Here is a 20,628-nt window from a genome sequence, read left to right as displayed (position 1 = left end):
AGCATCTGAGTCGAGTCGGTTCACTGGCCGCGATCCATCGAAGGTATTGCAGGAGGCACCCGTGGTGAGTCGTCAGGCGGCACTGGCCGCCGTCAATGCCGCCACCGCCGCCAGCGCGACCCAGCCGGGATGACGCCCCTTCGTGCCGACGAGCACGAGCACCGCTCCGCTCCGCCAAGATAGGCGAACACGATCGCGCCGATGGCAAGCGTTGCGGACATGGGGCGGCCAAGCGCCAACTGGAACAGAACCCCCGCGAACGCCCAGCCGAACAAGGTGGCGAGGTGCCACGTGGCCCAGAGGATTCGGATGTTGCGCACGCGCAGCGGTGGCGCAGCCAGTGCCGGCACCACACTGCCGACGCGCAGCGGCCGAAAGATGAGGATCTCGCCCAACACCGAATGCGCCAGGCCGGTTGCCGCCGCGATAGTTGCTGCAATCAAGTACGGGACTTGCATACGGATCATCCTCGAAGATGGGCGTGCCGACCGGCGCCCGAATCGAGCCGCGTCGAGCCGCGTCGAGCCGCGTCGGGCCGCGTCGGGTAGCGGTCCGGATCAGGATAAGGCTTCGCGCCCGCTCGATCGCCGGAAAACCGCTCGAAAAGCCCACGGCCAAAACATCGCAAGACCCCAGCATCCGACCTTCCAGCCAGCGCACCGCGGGTTCGGCCGCCGCCACTCCCCGCCTCTGCAACGGCTCGGCTCGGCTGGGCTATCGGCGCCATTGGAAACGTCCTCGTGCTCGGCGCCGACGGCGGCCTGGAGCTGGAGGCCTTCGCGTCGCGATGCCCGCAGTGGAGATTCGTGGGCGTGGACCCCGCCGAAGAGATGCTCAACGCGGCCAAGGAACGGATGTTGCAAGCGGGTGCCGATGAGCGGGTGGACTGGCATCGCGGCTACATCTTCGACGCGCCACCGGGGCCGTTCGATGCGGCCACCTGCCTGCTGACCCTGCACTTCGTTGCCGACGACGGCGCCAAGGAACAGACGCTGCGGGAAATCCGCAAGCGCCTCAAGCCCGGGGCGCCGTTCGTGTTGGTGGATCTGTGCATCGACCTGGCGGCGGCGGACGCGGCGACCGCCCTCGATCGCTATCGGGATTTCGCCCTGCAATCGGGCGCCGACAGCGAGCAGGTCGAGACGACCTGCGGGCGATTGGTCAACGTGCTGAAGATGGTCAGCGCCGCCCGCGATGAAGCGCTGCTCGCCATCGCCGGCTTCAGCCAGGCCGAGCTGTTCTATGCCGGGCTTGCGTGGCGCGGATGGCGGGCATTGGCTTAGCCGCCCTTGGCCTGGAGCTGGCTTCGAATGCGCCCCGGCAGTGACCGGGTTCCCGTGGGATCGGGAGCGACCAGCGAGCGTATCGAGACCCAAGGGACACCCGAGGTTCCGATGCCTGCATCGCCTGCGCCCCCGCAAGAGCGGCTACCCGGCCTCACGCAGGCCCGCTCTCGGCGCTGGCGCCGGCTCGCGCGAGTCGACCGCCGACGTCCGCGGGGCCGACACCTATTAACGGCCGAGTGGCGCCGAATTCATCAGCGGCCCGCATAGCAATAAACCCCCGGCCGCCTCAGAACATCAAGCCGACATGCCCCTGCACGATGGGGCGGGGCTGGCCTCATCGAGGCCGAAAAAAATTTCGCGAGCCTGTCGTTTTGACGCTCCCCCGTTCGACGTAGTAATGAAAGCCCACCCCGGGCACCACAGGAGAATGCAATGAAAATCACCATCGAGACGGTCGTGAACGCCAAGCTGGACAAGGTCTGGAGCGCCTGGAATACCCCCGAAGACATCAAGCAGTGGAATACCGCCCAGGACGATTGGCATACCACGCGCAGCACCGTCGACCTGCGCGAAGGCGGCCGGTTCCTGTCGCGCATGGAGGCCAAGGATGGCAGCTTCGGCTTCGATTTCGAGGGCACCTACACCCGTGTCGAGCCGTACCAAGCCATCGCCTATCGCATGGACGACGGCCGCGAAGTCCAGTCGGAATTCATCGACGGCCCCGGCGGCGTCCGGGTGAAGTCGACGTTCGATGCGGAATCGGAGAACCCGGCCGAAATGCAGCGCGCCGGCTGGCAGGCCATCCTCGACAACTTCGGGCGCTACGTCGAAGCTAAGGCCTGAAACTCTGCGGCTGTGCAGCCGCGCGGATAAGACCAACGCAGTGTCGCCGACGACGCTGCCTATCCGCCGCGGATGCAGCTCGCCCCAGTGGGACGCGCCCCCCGACTTCCGAGTGGCTGTTCCAGCCACTCGGTAGCCTAGCCACAGCTCGCAGGAGGGCGCTCCGACCCGCACTCCATCCATCATCCCGACGCCGGTCGCCGCGTGGAGTTCCTCATGCCTACGAGAGAAGAACTGGTCGAGCATCTTTGGCGGGAGCTCATCAATCCGCTGGAAGATCCTTCCCGGCTCGACAACATCATCGCCAACTGCAGGCGTCGACCCGACGCCACCTTCGCCGCGGCCGGCCCGGCCATCGAGCGGGCGCTGGCGGCCGGCGTTTCGGCCGCCGACCTCTGCCTGCTCTATCGCAGCGCCACCTACGAAGCGGTGTTCGGAACGCTGTACGCCATCGGCGATCCGGGCGTCGACGACAACGACGTCTTCGGGCTATACGAAGACCTGAGCTCGGCGCCGAGCGCCAGGTGGTAGTCGAGTCGTGACCTGAATCGGATTCACCCGTCCGAACTCGCCGATGCGGGTTGGCTGCGAGCCACCTGGTTCGAAATGAATTCGCACCTCCGGGCCAACGGACTCAGCGCCTGGACATGATGCCGATCACCTTGGGCATTCAAGAGGCCGCGAGACTTCTCCCGCGTCCGAGTGAAGCACCATTCATTCCGGCGTGAACGAATGTGAGCGAATGCCACATCTAGACCTCAATCACAACCGAGGTTCTGCGGCATTGGATGATCGGGAGTCCCTTCCGGGACCTACCCCCTCTTTCACCCCGCGAATCCTCTGGAGGCCTTCATGATCCTCGCAGCTCGCAAAACCGATCGGCGCACCTTTCATAAACTCCTCGCCGCGATCATTCCGCTCATGCTCCTGGTACTAAGCCTGTCGGCGAACGCTGAATCGGAACAGACGGACGAAGAAGCGACCGACGACAATCATATTTGCCTGAACAAGCCCAGCGGCCGATACATTCGGCCCACCACGGACAGTGACTGCCGCGACGTCGTCCGCTGCCATGCCAACGAGGACGGCACCTTTCGCATGGAAGCAATCAGATGCCCAGCAGGCCTTAGCTTCGACATCGAGAAGCAAACCTGCGATTGGAAAGGAAACGTCAAGAACTGTGGGGTGACCGGCTGGGAGCAAGCCGGAAGCCAGGCATCGGACAACAAATAAGCAGCGCCTGCCGCTCTGCGCAGGCGGCATCGTATTGCGCCGCCTGCGACCGCTATTGCGAGAGTTTCCGCGACCGGCAACAGACCGCCGATCATCGCGCCACTATCCGCCTGAACGTCGATCAGGCTTTAGTCGCGAGCATTACGTAGATGACGCTGAACGAAATGCAGATGCTGATTTGCTGTTTGATCACCTGCAGCACCTCGACCGCACCGGCCGAAGCCTGGTCGAGTACCCGCCGGGCATGACGTCTGACTCGCAGCAGAGCAATCAGGTTGATCGCATACATCGCTGGAACCACCCAGCGGTACCTGGCGAGTCCCGGGTCATGCCAAAGCAGCAGCAGACCCGCCGCCATGATCCAGTACCCGGTAGCCGAAGCGATCAGCTGACGGATCTTCCCGAGCTTGTCCCATGCCGTCTGCAGGGATCGCAGCTTGTCGATCTTCTGCTGATTTCCCGAGGCGCGCTCGATGAAGCGCGGGGCATCCACTCTGGCGAAGCAACCGGCCAGGAAGATCAGCCCCATGAAGGCGCACATAAATCCGAAAACCGGAATCACGATATGGATCACGAAGCCCTGCCTGTCGAAACCTAGTCAAAACCGCCAGGGGCCTCCGGCAGGCCTCTGACCGGTTCGCCGCCGAAGTTACGCGCGAAGAGAGCCTCAGCAGGGCTTATCGATACCCGTGCACTTCCAAGCCGAGGACATGCTAAAGCACAATGGGTCGCTATTCGAAGGCCGCCGGCCGTCCATCCCGGATCGCCGGTCGACCGTCAGCCGATCGCCGGATTCCGGCGGAGGCATCGGCCACATTCCCTCAGCTTCCGCCTCGGAAAACCACGATGCCCTACCGACCGAATGTTTTGTCCCTCGGATTGACCCTCGCGCTGGCCGCCGGCCTCACCGCGTGCAAGCCGGCCCCGACCGACACCGCTTCCGCCCCCGCCCGGACGGCGACCGCGGCCGCGGCGCCGATGTCCGGTATCGACCTGACCGGCCTGGACAAGGCAGTGAAGCCGGGCGACGACTTCGACGCGTTCGCCAACGGCGGTTGGCGCAAGACCTTCGAGATCCCCGCGGACCGCTCCAACTACGGCGCGTTCACCGTGCTGCTGGAAACCGCCGAGCGACGCAACGCCGCATTGATCGCGGAACTGGCCGCCGGCAAGCCGGCGCCCGCCAGCGACGCGCGCCGCATCGCCGATTTCCACGCCGCCTATCTGGACGAGGCCGGCATCGAGAAGCACGGCCTGCAAGCTTTGCAGCCGCAGTTGGACGCGGTCGCGGCGATCGCCTCGCGCAGCGACCTGTCGCGCGTGCTCGGCGTCAGCGTGCGCGCCGACACCGACCCGCTCAATGCCACCAACTTCCACACCGCCAATCTGTTCGGCGTGTTCGTCGCCCAGGGCCTGCAGGAGCGGGCTTACATCGCCACCCTGATGCAGGGCGGCCTGGCCATGCCCGACCGCGAGTACTACCTGTCCGCCAACAAGGAAATGGTGGACACGCGCAAGGCCTACGAAACCTATGTGGCCGCATTGCTGAAGCAGGCGGGCATCGCCGATGCCGACACCAAGGCGAGGTCGATCCTCGCATTGGAAACCAAGATCGCGAAGGCGCATGCGCCGCTGCTCGATTCGCAGAACGTGCACAAAGCCAACAATCCCTGGGCAACCTCCGCCTTCGCGCAACGCGCCCCCGGCATCGATTGGAATGCGTTCTTCGACGCGGCCGGACTGGCGGCGCAGCCGAAGATCGTCGCCTGGCAACCGGGCGCCGTCGCCGGCATCGCCGCCCTGGTGGGCAGCGAACCGTTGCCGGTGTGGAAGGACTACCTCGCTTTCCACGCCTTGAACCATGCCGCCTGGAACGAGGCCCTCCGCGGCCCCGGCGAGCTGCCCAAGGCTTACAGCGACCTCGCCTTCGGCTTCCACGGCACCACGCTCGCAGGCACGCCGCAGGCGCGCGAGCGCGGCAAGCGCGCGCTCGACGCGACCAGCCATTCGCTCGGCGACGCGGTGGGCAAGGTGTACGCGGAGAAGTACTTCCCGGCGGCGTCGAAGACGAAGGTCGAGGAGATGGTGAACAACATCCTCGCCGCATTCGACGAACGGGTCGACTCGCTCGCCTGGATGACGCCGCAGACCAAGGCCAAGGCCCGCGAGAAGGCGAAGTCGATGCGGGTCAGCGTCGGTTATCCGGAGCGTTGGCGCGACTACGGCAAGCTGGAGATCCGACCCGACGATGCCTTGGGCAACCGCCTGCGCGCGGAACTGCACGAGTACCGGCACCAACTCGGCAAGCTCGGCCAGCCGGTCGACAGCGGCGAATGGTGGATGACGCCGCAGACGGTCAACGCGGTGCAGTTGCCGCTGCAGAACGCGATGAACTTCCCCGCGGCGATCCTCGACAAGCCGTTCTTCGATCCCGAGGCGGACCCGGCCGCGAACTACGGCTCGATCGGCGCGGTCATCGGCCACGAGATCAGCCACGGCTTCGACGACACCGGCGCGGAGTTCGACGGACAGGGCCGCCTGGCCAACTGGTGGACCCCGGCGGACACGCAACATTTCCAGGAAGCGACCAAGAAGCTCGCCGCCCAGTACAGCGCCTACGAGCCGCTGCCGGGCCTGCACGTCAACGGCAAGCAGACTTCGGGCGAAAACATCGCCGACGTATCGGGCCTGACCATCGCCTACATGGCCTACCGCAAGTCGCTCGGCGACAAACAAGCGCCGGTGATCGACGGCCTGACCGGCGACCAGCGCTTCTTCCTCGCCTACGCGCAAACCTGGCGCGGCAAGATCCGCGACGCCGCGCTGCGCCAGCGCATCCTCACCGACGGCCACGCACCGGCAGCGCAGCGCGCGCAAACCGTGCGCAACATCGACGCGTGGTACGACGCCTGGGGCGCGCAGCCGGGCGAGACGCTGTACCTGGCACCGGCCGAGCGCATCAAGATCTGGTAACGGGCGCTTGCGGCCGGACGTGCACTTCCGCGCTCAGGAAGTGCACCCAGGCCGCCGATCGCGACGCGGCCGGCCAAGCCGGCCGCTCATGGAGCCTCCCGCAAAGCCGCGACCGATCCGGCCTCAGTTCGCAGACGTCGCTTCGTGCTTGCCGCATCGCTGCCGGGCATAACGACGAGCGGCGCCTTTCGTGCCATCTGGCGCATACGAAGCCATCGAGCGTTCGTGGAATTCGCGATAGGCGCCCGGATAGCTCGCATGCGGCCGCATCGGATTGTTCCGTGCCCCTCAAGCGCCCCGAACAGACGATCACCCGGGGTCTCGCTACCGATGGACCTGCAGAAGCCTTGATCGCGATCGACGTCGAAACCTGTGCCGCCCCCTCCACCAGCCCCTCATCGGCTGGATCGCCGGTGCCGTACCGGATCGAGCGATCAGCCGCCAGGTCCGGCCGACCTTCAGCGTGGCCTCGCGTCGATCCAGCGCCGCCGCGGGCACCTTCCCGAGCCGCGACGAACAACCAGAAAACACCTGGAAATCAAGGCCTGTCCGCGCTTTTAACCTTGACATCGAGTCGAACGACCCCGCAATCTGGCATCGGCATGCGAGCCCGGGATGGCTCACTCGAACTAGCGAACAGACGACGTGCAGCGGGTCGCCCACGTTGCCTTGGAAGGTTGAATGCGACGGCTCCTGCTCGGTCCGATCATCGCGCTGTGCATGGCCGCGGCAATGCCCGGCCTCTGCCTGGCGTCGGACGGCGCTCCGCTTCCTCCGGTCAAGATGGTGTCGGCCGGCGAACCGGAATTCGAGTACTTCGACCGCACCCATGGTCTTCAGAGCACCCAGCTGTTCGACATACGCAGCGATCCGCATGGCTTCATCTGGCTCGGCGGCGATCGCGGCATCCATCGCTTCGACGGCCACACCTTCTTCGACCTCGATCGCGACCCCACCCGTCCGGACACCCTCGAAAGTCGCTTCAACTACCTGTTGGCGCCCTCCAGCGATGCGGTCTGGATCGTCGCGCCCAACACCACGCTGCAGATTCTCGATGCGAGCACCGGCAAGCTGACCAAGCTCGCCGTGCGGGGCGCCCGGCTCAACGACATCGAATGGCTGGAGACCGACGCGCAAGGCCGATTCTGGTACCTCAACCCGGACGGGGTGGTGCGCGTGGAGAGGAGCGGCGACGCCATGCGCGTCGGACCGCCCGGCCTGGCCATGGCGCTCAGTCCCGACCGATCGCGAGTGTTCGTGGTCTACCCCGAACGCGCGATCGCGATCGACACGGCGGCCCCTTCGAAGATCGTGCAGTCGCTCGCGCTCCCGAAACAATTCCAGGGCCCGATCAATGCGATGACCGCCGACGCGGACGGCCTGTGGGTCGCGGTCGACCGGGGCATCTGGCGCTTCCGGTGGGCATCGGGCTCCGCACAGTTCGTGCAGATGCCGGTACCGATGTCCCTTACCACCGGTCTGGTCCGCGCGAACGACGGCGCGCTGTGGTTCGGCGGCTATGACAGCGGACTGTATCGGTACGATCCCGAGCGCGGCACGCTGTCGGTCGCGCGCCACGATCCCAACGATCTGCGCAGCCTGCGCCCGGGCTCGATCACCGGAATCACCCTGGATCGGAGCAACAACCTGTGGGTGGCCATGGGTGGCGCCGGACTGGCGCGCCTGCGCCTGATCCAGACGCCCCCCGCTCATTACCGCATCAAGGGCGGCCTGAAAATCTGCTCGTTGGGCGAGATCGACCGGCGCAGATTGGTCATGGGGCTGTGCCCGGGCGGCATCGTCGAAGTCGACCGGCAAACGGGCGAGCAACGGCCGCTGACGGCTTCGACCACGTTGCCCGAACGGTCGCGCGCCATCATCAGCGACAAGGAAGGCGGTTTGTGGATCAGCAGCCTTCGCGAAGGATTGCTGCATTGGCGCCCCGATGGATCCACCAGCCGGTATTTTCTCAAGGGCAGGGAGAACCGACACCTGTTCATCAGCGGCATCTTTATCGATGACCGCAAACGCGTCTGGGTGTCGCATCTGCGCGGCCTCGCGCTGCTCGATCGCGAAGCGCAAGAGCTGCGCAGCGTCGGAGGCGACCGGTTCTACATCGTCAACGACGTTTCGGGCGGGCCGAACGGGTCGCTCTGGCTCGGCACCGTCAACGGCCTGGTCAACTTCCAACCCGAAACGGGTCGGATACGCCGCTACGAGCACCAACCCGACGATTCCACCACGCTGTCCGACAACGATGTGGTGCAGACCTACACCGATAAAGACGGCCGGCTGTGGGTCGCCACTCGCGCGGGCCTGAATCGGCTGACCGCCGACCGCGACGGCCACGCGACCTTCAAACGTTACGGCCTTGCCGAAGGGCTACCCGACATCACCGCCTCTGCGGTCACCAACGACGCTCAAGGCGGGCTATGGGTCGGCACGTATCGCGGCATCGCGCGCTGGGATCCGAAGACCGATCGCTTTCAGAGCTACCTGCCCGCGGACGGCATTCCCGACAGCGACATCTATCCCAAGGCGATGCTGCGCAGTCTGGACGGAAGCCTGTACCTGGGCACCTGGACGGGCCTGTGGCGGATCGACCCGCAGACGATCCGCCTGGCCGCCCCGGTGCCGCTCGTGCTCAGCAGTTACGAGGTGGGCGGCCGCGCCACCATCAACCTTCAAGGCAAGGGTCTGTCGCGGATCAAGGCCAAGTACAGCGACAGCCACGTCGCCTTCCGCATCGCGGTGCTGGGCGATGCGCGTCGCCTGTCCTATCGCCTCGACGGCCTCGAAGACGGCTGGCACGACATGCCTAGCGACCTGAGGATCAGCTTTCACCGACTGCCTCCGGGCCTGTATCGATTGCAGATCCGCCAGTTGCAGCGCGATGGACGCTGGGGCCGCCCCGAACTCTCGCTGCCGATCGAGATCACGCCGCCGCTTTGGCGCACGGGATGGGCCTACCTGCTCTATTCGATCGCAGCCATCGCGCTGCTGATCGGCATCGGGCGCGCGTTCATCGCATGGCGGCACCGGGCCTTGCGCGAGCAGCTCAAGGAAAGCAATGCCCGCCTGTCCGTCGCGCTGCATGCCGCCGGTTTCGGCACCTGGGCCTGGGACGTAACCACGGACGACACCGAATTGGATGTGCACGCATCGAGGATCCTGGGCGTCCCGGCCGGCGCCCAACCGGCCGAGAGCGTGCTTTCGCGCATACACCCGGACGATTTGAACCACGTCCGCGAGGTCATCGCCGGCGCATTGCGCGACGACGCCCCGGTCGCTTTCGAATTCCGTCTGGCCAATGCCGATAACGACGATCAATGGCGCTGGATAGAAGGCCATGCCGTTCCGTACCGGCGCACCGGAAAGTCCGCGTATGTGATCGGCGTGAACCGCGACGCGACCCAACGAAAGCGCGAACTGTTCGAGCTGGAGCAGTCCAAGCACGACGCCCAACTCGCGACCGAGGCGAAGGGCCGATTCCTCGCAATGATGAGCCACGAGATCCGTACGCCCATCAACGGCGTGATCGGCATGGTGGAGCTGCTGTTCGAAACTCCGCTGAACCCGGAGCAGCAACAGTTGCTTGGAGTATGCAAGGATTCGGCCTATGTACTGCTGACCATCATCAACGACATCCTCGACTTCTCGAAGATCGAAGCCGACAAGCTCAAGCTCGACTACACCCCGCTGTCGCTGCGCCGGCTCACCGAATCGGTGGCCGAATCTCTGCGTGGCCAGGCCGCCCAGAAAGGCACCGATCTCGACGTGTTCGTCGCTGCGGACGTGCCGCGCCGAGTGCTCGGCGATCGGGTCCGCGTCCGCCAGATCCTCACCAACCTGATCGGCAACGCAGTGAAGTTCACCGAGAAGGGCGGCGTGCGGGTGTATGTGAGCGCCTCGCACGCCGACATCGAAAACGATGGGCGCCACCTGATCCGCTTCGACATCATCGACACCGGTATCGGCATGGACCGCCGCACGCTGGACAGCTTGTTCCAGCCCTTCCAGCAAGCCGATGCGAGCACGACTCGGCACTTCGGCGGCACCGGCCTGGGCCTGACGATCGTGCAGCACCTGGCGACGCTGATGGGCGGCAGGATCGAATGCGACAGCGCGGTCGCATCGGGCAGCCGCTTCAGCGTCATCATTCCGATGGAATCGATTCTTTTCGCCGAAGAAAAAGAGCAGACGTTGCCGGAGGTGCATGCGCTCGCACTCTGCGAATCCGCCGAGCGCGCCGCGCTGCTGCGAGAGCTGTGTGCCGATATCGGCGTTCGGGTCGAGGTCTTCGGTTCGCTCGACGCGCTGCTCGAGCGGATCGATCCGGCCGAGAACACCGGCGACGGAACCGCCCAACGCCGCCTGATCCTGCTCGACAAGGGCTACGTCGAAGACCTCGACGCCCTGTTGCGCCCGCTGCGCCGGCCGTCCTCGGCAGCGAGCCTCCCGCTCATCGTGGTGCGGGCCGATTTCCAACGAAAGACGCCCATCGACGAGCCCGGGATTACGGTAGTGGCCGGCAGCCCCCTGACCAGCGGCGCGTTGTTGCGCGGCATGCAGGTGGCGTTGGGCCTGGCCAGCCCGGTCGTGCCTGCCGTCGCGGCCGAGCCCAGCGCGGACATGACGCCACCCGTCGGACGCCATGCCGAGGCGCAGATCCTCCTCGCCGAAGACAATGCCACCAACCGCGACGTGATCACCCGCCAGCTGCAGCGCCTCGGCTACGGCTGCGACGTCGCAACCGACGGGGAACAGGCCTGGGAACTTCTGCAGGCCCAGCCGGACCGGTATCGGCTATTGCTGACCGACTGCCACATGCCGCGCCTGGACGGCTATGACCTGACCGAACGCATCCGCCGCACCGAGGCGGCTTGCGGACGTCCGCCGTTGAACATCGTTGCGATCACCGCGAACGCCCTGCTGGGTGAAGGCGAGCGCTGCCTGGCCTTGGGCATGAATGCCTACCTCGCCAAGCCTCTGCAGATGCCGGACCTGAAACGGATACTCGAACGTATGCTACCCAAAGTCCTGCCACTCGTATCGACGGACGAAACACCCCGGCCGAGCACGGCCGCAGCGGACTTTGCCGCACTCGCACAACTGGTCGGCAACGACGAGGCGAAATTGCAGCGCCTCCTCGGCGTCTTCGCCGACAGCACCCTGGCGGATCTCGAGCATTGGCACCGTGCTCGAGAAATCGACGATTTCGATACCCTGCGCAAACTCGCGCACAAGCTGAAGTCGGGATACCGGCAACTCGGCGAAGATACGGCGGCTTCCGCTCTCGAAGCGCTGGAACGGCATTCGGGCACCGCCGCCGAGTTCCACGCCCGGGCCGACTACGCGCTGCTCGAAATGCAGCGCAGTCTGGAGCGCGTGCAGGCGTATCGCAATCACGCAGGGGCCCAGTAGCCCTGGCCTGGCATCGGGTCTCCTCGCGCATCTGCTCTGCACTCGTGCGAAGTACCCCACCACTTCCAGCCTTTGACCATGCCCCCTGCATGAGCCGATTCGGGCCATCGCTGGATGGTTCCAGTACACCAGCTTCAGGGAACTTCCAAGGCCCAAGAATAAATTCATCGAGAATCGGATCGTCGCGGCGCCAAAACCTGTCGAAGGCGCTCGCCAAGTCAGAAGCGTAAGCCGCTGGCCACCCGCTTCCGAGGCGACATACTAAGCGTGGAAGTCCAAGGGGCGGAATGATGGTCGCGAACGTACAGCGGCTGCGGGACCATTCTGTTTGCTATGTGTCGACGCATCGCTCGAAGAGAGCTGAGAGACTGGACGCACTCAGCGCTCAGCGACCGCCAAAGACGACAGCGCGCGGACATATTGATCGATGCCGACGCACGCTTATCTCAATATCGAAAAAAAGGGGCGGGCGACAGCCCGCCCCTTATTCCACGCTACTGCAATCAATAAGTGGCAGTCAAACGCACACCGCTGAAGTCCTGTTCACCATAGAGGGTGATGTAGACGTACTGCCCACCCGGCGGGTTGTTCATCACGATCGATTCTTCGTTGCCTGCATTCATCGACCAGTAGTTGTGATCGGACTTGTAGGCCCAGCGTCCCTGGGTATTGGCGAACAGGTCGGCGTTGCCATTGCCGCCAGTCGCGGTGACCCGAATGCTGGGAGTTCCGGGAGGAACCAGGATGTAGAAGTGAGCGTGGTTACCGCGTGTCTGCGAGATGTTGCTGCGTGCGCAATTCCTGTCCATCTGACGAGTGTCTGCCGCAGTGCACTCCGGAACCGGCTGGCAGGCAGTACCGTCGGCAACACAGGTCAACCAGTTGCTGAAGTCCCCATCGTAGCTCGTACCGATCGCGGCGATGCGTTGCTTGTAATCGGCGTATCGACCAGGCCGCAGGTAAGACAGGATCGTGTTCACATCGCTTGCGCGCTTCTCGAACATGTAGCGTACGGCCAAGTACCCGCCTTGATAGACCCGCGACTGGTCGCCGTACTCGGTCTGGAACAACTGGCTCAGTGTCCACGGCTTACGCGCGGCTTCCTCGCGAGCCCGGGCATTGTCCTGATTCAGGTAGGACCAGGAGATGTACTCCGCCAGCCCTTCCGTCCACCAAACCGTGCCTTGGCTGAAGCCCGCCATGAAGTCGCCGTACAGGTTGTAGCGGCCGTCCAGGTAGTGCACGAACTCGTGTTCCAGATTCCAGATCTGGAAGGTCGGACGGACCCACTCGGCCTCGTAGGCGATGAAGCGGGGCTGATTGCCCACTACCGCGGGATTGCCCTCGAGATAGATGCCGCCGTTGTTGGAACTGTTGCCGTAGATCGCGTTGGAGTATCTCCCGTAGTCGGAGGAACTATCGAAGATCACCATTTCCAGCGAGGCGTTGTTGTCGTCCCCGACCGCTTGGCTGCCGGTGGCAAGGGCTCGGTGGAAGTAGGCCTGCTCGCCGGCGACGGAATCGCAGGCCTTGCGGAGTTCGTCGCCCGAAATGCTCTGCGCGCGAATGCTGATGGTCGGGCTGCAAGCGTGTTGCACCGGCAGAACGGCCTCACGCAGATCGTCCTTGTAGTTGCACAGGCCGTACCTTTGGCAGTTATCGCGATCGTAGCTTTCGACGTACTGGCCGAAGATGGTACGCAGCGGCGCGGTCGCGTTGTTGAATGCCGTCAGGTCCGTCAGCTCGTCGACCTTGGTGCTTGCGTAGGTCTTGATGCTACCCGGATACCGCATCTGGCGGGATAGCTCGCGCGCAGCGTTGAGCACCAGATACTCCTTCCCGCCCCCGAGCTTGCCGATATTGCTGCGGATTAAGCCCGAGAGCGTATCGGCCAGAGTGGAAGCGACCTGACTGGTAAAGCCGGGCAGCTCGACACCTTGATTGAACAGAACGTGGAAGCAGTTATTGATCGCCCGCTCCATGAAGTACAGGTTGTCGTACCCAGCGTCGTAGTTTCCGAGCAGGCTACGGATCTTGGGGACGAACCGGGTGTTCTCTCGGGCCGAGTCGATCAGGATCACGGCTTCCGCGAGGATTTCGCCGTGGACATTGTTCTCCAGGGCCAAGGTCACATTGTTGTTAAAGAACGCATCGAGCCCAGCACGCACGGACTGCACGACGGCCGCATTGAACGCCCCGAGGCCTTGATCCCGATACTTGAACTGGTTGTAGTATCCAGCTTTGACAAAGATGATCAGCTGCAGGATGTCTTGGTCGTTGTCGCCATCGTAGGTCTGGGCGAGTCGGGCGATTTCGTCGGCGACGGTTACCATCTTCTCGTTGGTGAAGGTCCGCAGCGCGTCGTCCCTTGACAGGTTGAACTGCGAGTCCACGCAGGCCGTATCTGCATGTTTCAGCTTCTCCAGCAGATCTGCGCCGACCGCATCGGCGAATGCACAGCCTGTATGTCCGGCCGCCCCTTGCTGTGGGCTGGCGCCTTCGCTCCCGGCGGCACCCAGCAGCTTGCCGTTCTCCTCGCTTGCGCGCTTCGCCTGCGCTCTCTGGGACGGACGTTTGCGATCGAACTCCTCCATCGCTTTTTGTTCCTCGCCAATCTTGACCCGATAAGCTTGCGGATCGCGGCTTGGCGGCACCATGGCCGCTTCCAGCGGCAGCCCCTGAACATGGGCGCCGCCGAACATCGATTCGCTCATCGAGGCCGCAGGACCGGGACGTGAGGAGCGCGTGCCCGCGGAATGATGCGAGTACCCCGCGCGAGTATATTCGCCGCTCTGTCCGGCCGCCGCATACACATCGCGCTCCTGCAACGGTGCGCCGCCGGAGTTGATGAGTGCGTAATTCGCACCTTGTGTCGAGGAACGAACCGGCTTTCCAGCGCCGAACAGCTTCGCCAACCAAGTATCGGCGGCAGGATCGACTGCTCCGTTGCGGGTATCCGACGCGACAGCTCCGTCGCCTTCGCTGGACACACCGACCAGAACGAAGCTGAGCAGCGCCGCTCCTACTACGGCGAAACCGACCTTTTTCCTTGAATTCTGCAACATTATAGGACTGCACTCTCAAGGTACAAGTGCATCACCCAAGCGGATCAAAGGCTTAAACCTCCTTCCTGGTAAACCGGCCTTGATTCAGAGTAAGCCTTTGATCAGTCGAGAATTTCTGATTTGCCGTCCGCCTAGGAAAAAGCGGGTCATCAGATGAAGAGTGATGCACTTGGTCCTGGTCAGTGCAGACTCCCTTTATTAGCCCTTGCGTAGCGCGTTGCCATCCATGCCGATCGGGCACAGCAAGCGCGGCCGGTACGTCAATAAGAAGCAGCGATCATTCGCTGCCCGCTTGCGGCCACTGGAAGTTCATCGAACGGACTCGCCGTCGAACCGATGCCCCCGCCGAAATTGCCCTAGCACCCATACAAACAGAGGCAACCTGTGGCCTGGAAATATTTAGGCACGTAAGCACCGGGAAAAAAACGGGGAATACTCTTACTTCCACCTAAATTCACTGAATATAGCCTCGGATTTAAGAATAGTCTTAGATTTAAGAGTATTCACATTATTTAACTTAGAAAAAATTCCATCCAAAGGCATCGTTATAGCCACGATAACGATCGCCTAACCGCGCCGATATGCAGTCACATTGCATTGACTGAACCAGAAGAGAGCCAAGCGACTTCTCCAAGATCTTGCCGGCACAATGTCTTCACTTGCGTTGCCACTGCACTGACGAGCCCGACAGCAATGCTGTTGCAAATTCGTCGGTACCGTACGGGCGTATCGGCACAGTCTTTACAAATTAATCAAAGCGGCCGCGCCGGATAGATCCGAAAACCAGACGAGCGAATTCGTCGACACCAAGAGCGATATCTTGCGGCCAGGTACGCAACTACGTCGCGTGGGATAGCAGCGCTACACCCTAAATAGGCGGCCCGGCACTTCGCCAAGGAACCCTAATGAAGTACCGCTTTATCAACGATCATCGAACTACGTTTTGCATTGCGACAATGTGCGGGCTACTGCGGGTGATGGGATCGAGCGCGAAAATCACTGCCCGTCGCTGACGGAACTTCTTGCTGAGCTCGATTTTGCGCGATACGCGCATGGTCACGCTGAACGCCGCAAGCTCGTCGCATGAACGAACTCGCACAGCTGCAGACGCGATTTACATCACAGATGCGATGATTCACTTTGCCTGGCGAACCGGACGATGTCGTCGACGGACGCATATCGCGAAAGGCACGGCTTCGCATGTATCGCCACGCTTACGTCGCGCGACTGACTGAAGTGCTGAACGACGACCATGCTGTACTCGGCGCATATCTTGGCGATGAGCTATGGCCGCGAATGCGCGCCAGCCATATCGATGCGCACCCATCGGGATATTGCTCATTACCCAACTTCGGGACATCGTTGCCGACCTATCTGGCTCAAGTCGAGCCATTTTCGTCTTATGACGAGCTGGCCGAGTTCGAACGTTTTCTGCATCGACAGTCTCGAAGCTTCCAATGCGGCGCGTGCTTAGTGGATCAACCTGGTCGCGCGCGATGCTGACGAATGGCCGAACCTGTCGCCAGGCATCCATCCTAACGTGCAGCACGCATCGTTTCGCGCATGACAGCGTGGAGATTTCTATTGCGGCCGAAGACGGGAAGGTCACGCCTCGAGCCAGCGAACCCCAAGGCCATGAATGGGCGGCATGGCGCGGCGAAGATTGGGCCGGCATGTTTCTTTCGCTTGATGAAGATGAGTGTTCCGCTTTGTCTAACTTAATCCATGGCGGGATTTTTCTTGGATATGCGAGCAATCGGAACGCCGCCGGCGCTGCGCCATCGCAATACTTCCTAGAGCGACTCTTTCGCGTCGGCCAGGACTGCTGCATTGAACGCCGCGATGAAATCATTTCGCCAATCGCACCGGCATCTTCGCGCCGGCGTGCGCGAACGAATCCATCGCATTCGTAAACGGTCGATGAATTTGACCGGCGCGCTAAGAGTTTTGCCAATTCCGTTGCGCTCCGAGACAGGAGCATCGTCGTCTTGCTGCACACACTACCCAACTCAGGAGATGAAAATGCTTGGATTAAGCAAGTTCGATCGCACCCGTCTGTCCTCCCTCATTGCCGTCGCGCTGCTCAGCGCGCCCTGCTCGACCTTGGCAGGGCAGGTAGTTACCTCGGGCCTGGAAAACGGAGAACGCTACGACAGTTTCATCGTCAAGTATCGAGCCGGCAGTCCGGAACGGACGGACGTCGGCAAGGTCAAAAGCTCGCTCGCCCAGGCGGGCAAGAACGCGACCGGTGCTGCTTCGCCGGCGCTAAGCCACAGCCGCCGGCTGGCGATCGGGGCCGACGTGCTGAAAGCGTCCAACAAGCTCGACCGGCTCCAAGCCGAAACGCTCATGCGCGAGCTGGCCTCCAACCCCGATGTGGAGTACGTGCAGGTCAACGCCCGCGCGTATCCCACGCTGGTCCCGAACGACACCGACTATGGCCGCCAATGGGGATTCTCGGGTGCGAACGGCATACGCGCCGAACGCGCATGGGACCGGGCGACGGGACAAGGCGCCGTGGTCGCGGTTCTGGACACCGGCATTACCAATCATCCGGACCTAAACGGCAACGTTCTTCCCGGCTACGACTTCGTCAGCGATGCCGCGGACGCGCGCGACGGCAACGGGCGCGACGCGGATCCCGCCGACCAAGGCAATTGGAACGACGACGCGAACCTCTGCCGCATCAGCAACTCCGACTGGCATGGCACGCACGTGGCCGGCACCGTCGCGGCCACGACCAATAATGCGGCCGGCGTTGCGGGAACCGCGTTCAATGCCAGGGTCGTTCCGGTTCGCGTACTGGCCCGCTGCGGCGGCACCACCGCGGATATCGCCGATGCGATCGTCTGGGCTTCGGGCGGCGATGTTCCCGGCGTGCCGGCCAATCAGAATCCGGCCGAAGTGATCAACATGAGCTTGCGCGGCTTCGGCGCTTGCTCTCGCGTCTACCAGGACGCGATCGACGGCGCGGTCGGACGCGGCACTACGGTTGTCGTAGCAGCCGGCAACGATTCGGTGGATGTCGCCGGCATTCAACCCGCAAGCTGTGCGAACGTCATCACCGTCGGTGCCACGGGCGAGGCCGGAGGCGCCGCCGGGTTCTCCAATTTCGGCGCGGGCGTGGATATTGCAGCCCCTGGTGTCGACATCTATTCGACGCTCAACAACGGCCTAACCGTACCCGGGGCCGCAAGTTATGCCTCCTATAACGGGACCTCGATGGCGGCGCCGCACGTGGCCGGCGTGGTGGCCCTGGCCCAATCGGTCGCGGGTAATAACCCCCGGACTCCCGCGCAGATCGAAGCCCTGATTACGGGCAACGCAACGCCCTTCGCGGTCGTCCCGGCCAATCGCATCGGCTCGGGCATCGTCAATGCCGAGGCCGTCGTCAATGCGGTAGCGCCGCCGCAGCAGCAGCAGTGGTACCTCTACCGCAACACGCTGTTATCCGTCGATGGCGCCGGCCGGGCCACCTGCATTACCACTCAGGGCAGGCCAGCGGACTGCTATCAGCTGCCGCGCACGGATCGGGAGTACCTGCTTCAGGTGGTAGGGAGCGCCACCGCCGCGGGCCGTACAATGGTTTGCGGCAGCCCGGCTTACGTTGCCGCCTGGGGTCCCATGCCCACGGATCGGAACCACTGGTGCAACGCGTTCCCGCGTGAACGGCCGGCGCTGCAGCCGCTGTAAGGGGCCGCCCTCGCTCCAAGGCCACCCCCTCGCGGGGGGTGGCCGCTCGCGACGACCGATGGCAAGGCATTGGATTCGGTACGTTCACCGCAGCCCCGCTGCTGCTCGCTGTCTTGGCCGCTTACGGGTTGGAGCGGCCCGCCACTCTCGCTGCGGTACCCGTGCTGCCGCCCCACATCGGCATGCGGCGCTGGGGGAAACCCCAGGAACTCGACCCCCACCGTCGACGGCCGGCCGATTCGGTTGGCCAATGGGATCAGCGAGCAGACCACCGTGTCGGCGCCGCTTCGGCCAGCGTCATGCGTTACATCGGCCACGAACTCCGGATCGACCTCAACGGCGACCATCGTCCGAACACCGTGGTCCTCATGGCCGAGGACTGCGGAGGCTACTTCGCGGCGGTAGCGCTCAGCACCCCGCACGAATTTCTGGGAACCAACGCCGTGTTCGTCCACGACCGCATCCATGTCAGGTTCGTCGAAACGCAGCCTGGCAAGCCTTCCGAGTGCCGAGTCGCCTACGACGAACGCGGCGCGGCCGGGCCGGGCGCTAGCCGTCATGCGATCTGTCGAGATCTCATGGAACGGTTCCGCACCGGTCGATGCGGATGCGTCCCGGTCCGGCGGGTTCGATTGAGCTGGCGGCGATCGAGCCACATCATCCCTCCGTTCCGTTTCCCGCCTTTCCCTTGCGGACCAACCTACCGAGGGGCGATGGCATCGCGGATTCGTCATCGGCGGTCCACAGGAGCGGATCGTCAGACTAAGAAATCGAGCCTTGTATTCCGTCAGCTTTCCGGCACTGCCGCCGACTGGACTGCCCAAGAAATTAAGACGCTCGCCAGCCTCAAATTGACACGCGCTCGAAGGCCTCGGGACTGATACCACCAAAACCTAGGATCTGAACGGCGGTTCCACCCAAACCGCAGGCCTGGGCCGCCATTGCCATAGGCAAAAATCGGGTATCAGACCGATCAGAGAAAGAGATCTCATGCACGTAAGCCCGTGGCAAGAGATGCCTCTCTAATTTATCAAGTAGCCTTCATCCCGTTGCGACTCAAACAACCCATAGAGATCGTAATGGATGCGAGCCAATCGCTGAATTTTTAACTTCCAGCAGAAACCATCGTTGACGGTGGCGTCCGCGGCGAGTAATCGACTGCGGATTTTGACATGATGCATTCCCCGTAAAATGGATTGATCCAATCCATTGGGCCACACAAATCAACGCAGCGGCCTTCCATGCGCCCCGCACGCGCGACAGCCTACCTGTTCAGCGCCAGGCAGAGATCCAGCCGTCGACGCACCAGCTACGCAGATAACCTAGCGCTGTCGTCGGAACCGCTTCTTCCTGATGCCATTGGGCAAGGCGTTCGCACATTCCGGCAAAATCGCCGCCGTCAATGAAGTGGCACACCACGGCGTGTTCCTCGGCGTCTAATGAGCGGAACAAGCTCACCCGGTCGTCATTACGCCACACGCCCCACGTTGTGCAACTCGCTTCACCTGCCGCCGGCGGCGCCTTTCCGTCCTTGATCGCGCGCCAGATCTCCACGCTGTTGCGGGCGACCCGGTGCACGCGCAGGCTGGGATGCATATCCAGCGACAAGTCAGGCCAATCCTCCGGCTCGCGCGCCATCAGACCGTTCCAATCGGCGCGCTCTGCATCGGCCGCATCGAAACTGTCGAGCAACACTCGTTCGAATACCGCCAGCTCGGCCAGTTCCGCATGCCCGGCGAACGGCTCGCTCCGAACCAAATAGGCCGGCAGCAAAGCACCGAAATCGCGCAACGATCGGTAGCGCGATGGATGCGCATCTATGTACCCCAGACACATACGCTGCCATAGCTCGTCGCCAAGATACGTGCCGAGCACGGGGTGATCGTTATCGAGCGCCTCAGCCAGACGTGCGCTATAGGCATGCCGATAAATACCCAGCCCGATCTCTCGCGGCATGCGTCCGTCGGCGACGTCGCCCAGCGTGGCGTCTGGGCCTCGCCCCTGCATCTGCGCCAGAAATCGTTTCTGCAGCTGCACCAGCGCGTTCATGCGGCCCGCTCACGGCGTTCGGCGCGGCCGTAGGCCTCACGTGCGAGATCGAGCTCGGCCAG

Annotated in this window: 12 protein-coding genes and 1 pseudogene; 9 read left to right on the top strand and 4 right to left on the bottom strand. The window is 63.4% G+C overall.

All coding sequences use genetic code 11. The features are described from left to right. Positions 1 to 92: 92 nt before the first annotated feature. Complete coding sequence (locus ACTOWK_RS20915; RefSeq protein WP_441332017.1) at positions 93 to 458, bottom strand: hypothetical protein; 366 nt, start codon at positions 456 to 458, stop codon at positions 93 to 95. 246 nt (positions 459 to 704) lie between these two features. Here ACTOWK_RS20915 and ACTOWK_RS20910 point away from each other — a divergent pair. The 4 genes and pseudogenes from ACTOWK_RS20910 to ACTOWK_RS20895 all read left to right on the top strand — a co-directional run. Continuing rightward, positions 705 to 1,283, top strand: a pseudogene (locus ACTOWK_RS20910) (class I SAM-dependent methyltransferase); the annotation flags it as partial. Between the two features lie 435 nt (positions 1,284 to 1,718). Next, positions 1,719 to 2,129 carry an SRPBCC family protein gene (locus tag ACTOWK_RS20905; RefSeq protein ID WP_441332016.1) on the top strand — a complete coding sequence of 137 codons (411 nt, stop codon included), beginning with the start codon at positions 1,719 to 1,721 and terminating at the stop codon, positions 2,127 to 2,129. A gap of 216 nt (positions 2,130 to 2,345) precedes the next feature. Then, positions 2,346 to 2,660 (top strand): hypothetical protein, encoded by a 315-nt coding sequence (locus ACTOWK_RS20900; RefSeq protein WP_441332015.1) that lies wholly within the window; start codon positions 2,346 to 2,348, stop codon positions 2,658 to 2,660. Between the two features lie 321 nt (positions 2,661 to 2,981). Further along, complete coding sequence (locus tag ACTOWK_RS20895) at positions 2,982 to 3,362, top strand: chitin binding peritrophin-A domain-containing protein (protein ID WP_441332014.1); 381 nt, start codon at positions 2,982 to 2,984, stop codon at positions 3,360 to 3,362. A 121-nt stretch (positions 3,363 to 3,483) separates the two neighbouring features. On the opposite strand, the gene ACTOWK_RS20890 is transcribed toward ACTOWK_RS20895, so the two are convergent. Continuing rightward, positions 3,484 to 3,936, bottom strand: coding sequence for a hypothetical protein (locus ACTOWK_RS20890; RefSeq protein ID WP_441332013.1), 453 nt, complete (start codon positions 3,934 to 3,936; stop codon positions 3,484 to 3,486). A gap of 272 nt (positions 3,937 to 4,208) precedes the next feature. On the opposite strand from ACTOWK_RS20890, the gene ACTOWK_RS20885 reads away from it, so the two are divergent. Together ACTOWK_RS20885 and ACTOWK_RS20880 are read left to right on the top strand one after the other, a co-directional pair. After that, on the top strand, positions 4,209 to 6,335 hold the full coding sequence (locus ACTOWK_RS20885; RefSeq protein ID WP_441332012.1) for a M13 family metallopeptidase: 2,127 nt from the start codon (positions 4,209 to 4,211) through the stop codon (positions 6,333 to 6,335). A 681-nt stretch (positions 6,336 to 7,016) separates the two neighbouring features. After that, positions 7,017 to 11,759 carry an ATP-binding protein gene (locus ACTOWK_RS20880; protein ID WP_441332011.1) on the top strand — a complete coding sequence of 1,581 codons (4,743 nt, stop codon included), beginning with the start codon at positions 7,017 to 7,019 and terminating at the stop codon, positions 11,757 to 11,759. Between the two features lie 503 nt (positions 11,760 to 12,262). On the opposite strand, the gene ACTOWK_RS20875 is transcribed toward ACTOWK_RS20880, so the two are convergent. Then, positions 12,263 to 14,824 (bottom strand): collagenase, encoded by a 2,562-nt coding sequence (locus ACTOWK_RS20875; protein WP_441332010.1) that lies wholly within the window; start codon positions 14,822 to 14,824, stop codon positions 12,263 to 12,265. Between the two features lie 1,140 nt (positions 14,825 to 15,964). Here ACTOWK_RS20875 and ACTOWK_RS20870 point away from each other — a divergent pair. The 3 genes from ACTOWK_RS20870 (at position 15,965) to ACTOWK_RS20860 (ending at position 19,398) form a co-directional block, all read left to right on the top strand. Continuing rightward, positions 15,965 to 16,327, top strand: coding sequence for an HvfC/BufC family peptide modification chaperone (locus tag ACTOWK_RS20870; protein ID WP_441332009.1), 363 nt, complete (start codon positions 15,965 to 15,967; stop codon positions 16,325 to 16,327). A gap of 327 nt (positions 16,328 to 16,654) precedes the next feature. After that, positions 16,655 to 18,517 carry a S8 family peptidase gene (locus ACTOWK_RS20865; protein WP_441332008.1) on the top strand — a complete coding sequence of 621 codons (1,863 nt, stop codon included), beginning with the start codon at positions 16,655 to 16,657 and terminating at the stop codon, positions 18,515 to 18,517. A gap of 299 nt (positions 18,518 to 18,816) precedes the next feature. Further along, on the top strand, positions 18,817 to 19,398 hold the full coding sequence (locus ACTOWK_RS20860; RefSeq protein ID WP_441332007.1) for a hypothetical protein: 582 nt from the start codon (positions 18,817 to 18,819) through the stop codon (positions 19,396 to 19,398). Between the two features lie 391 nt (positions 19,399 to 19,789). Here ACTOWK_RS20860 and ACTOWK_RS20855 read toward each other — a convergent pair whose 3' ends face one another. Beyond that, a complete protein-coding gene (locus ACTOWK_RS20855; protein WP_441332006.1) occupies positions 19,790 to 20,566 on the bottom strand; it encodes an HvfC/BufC family peptide modification chaperone in 777 nt (258 codons plus the stop codon). Positions 20,567 to 20,628: the final 62 nt, after the last annotated feature.

It is taken from the genome of Lysobacter sp. CA196, from assembly GCF_052078695.1.
Classification (GTDB): domain Bacteria; phylum Pseudomonadota; class Gammaproteobacteria; order Xanthomonadales; family Xanthomonadaceae; genus Lysobacter.
Note: the sequence above shows the minus strand (reverse complement) of the source record. Positions and strands in the feature narration are given on the sequence as shown.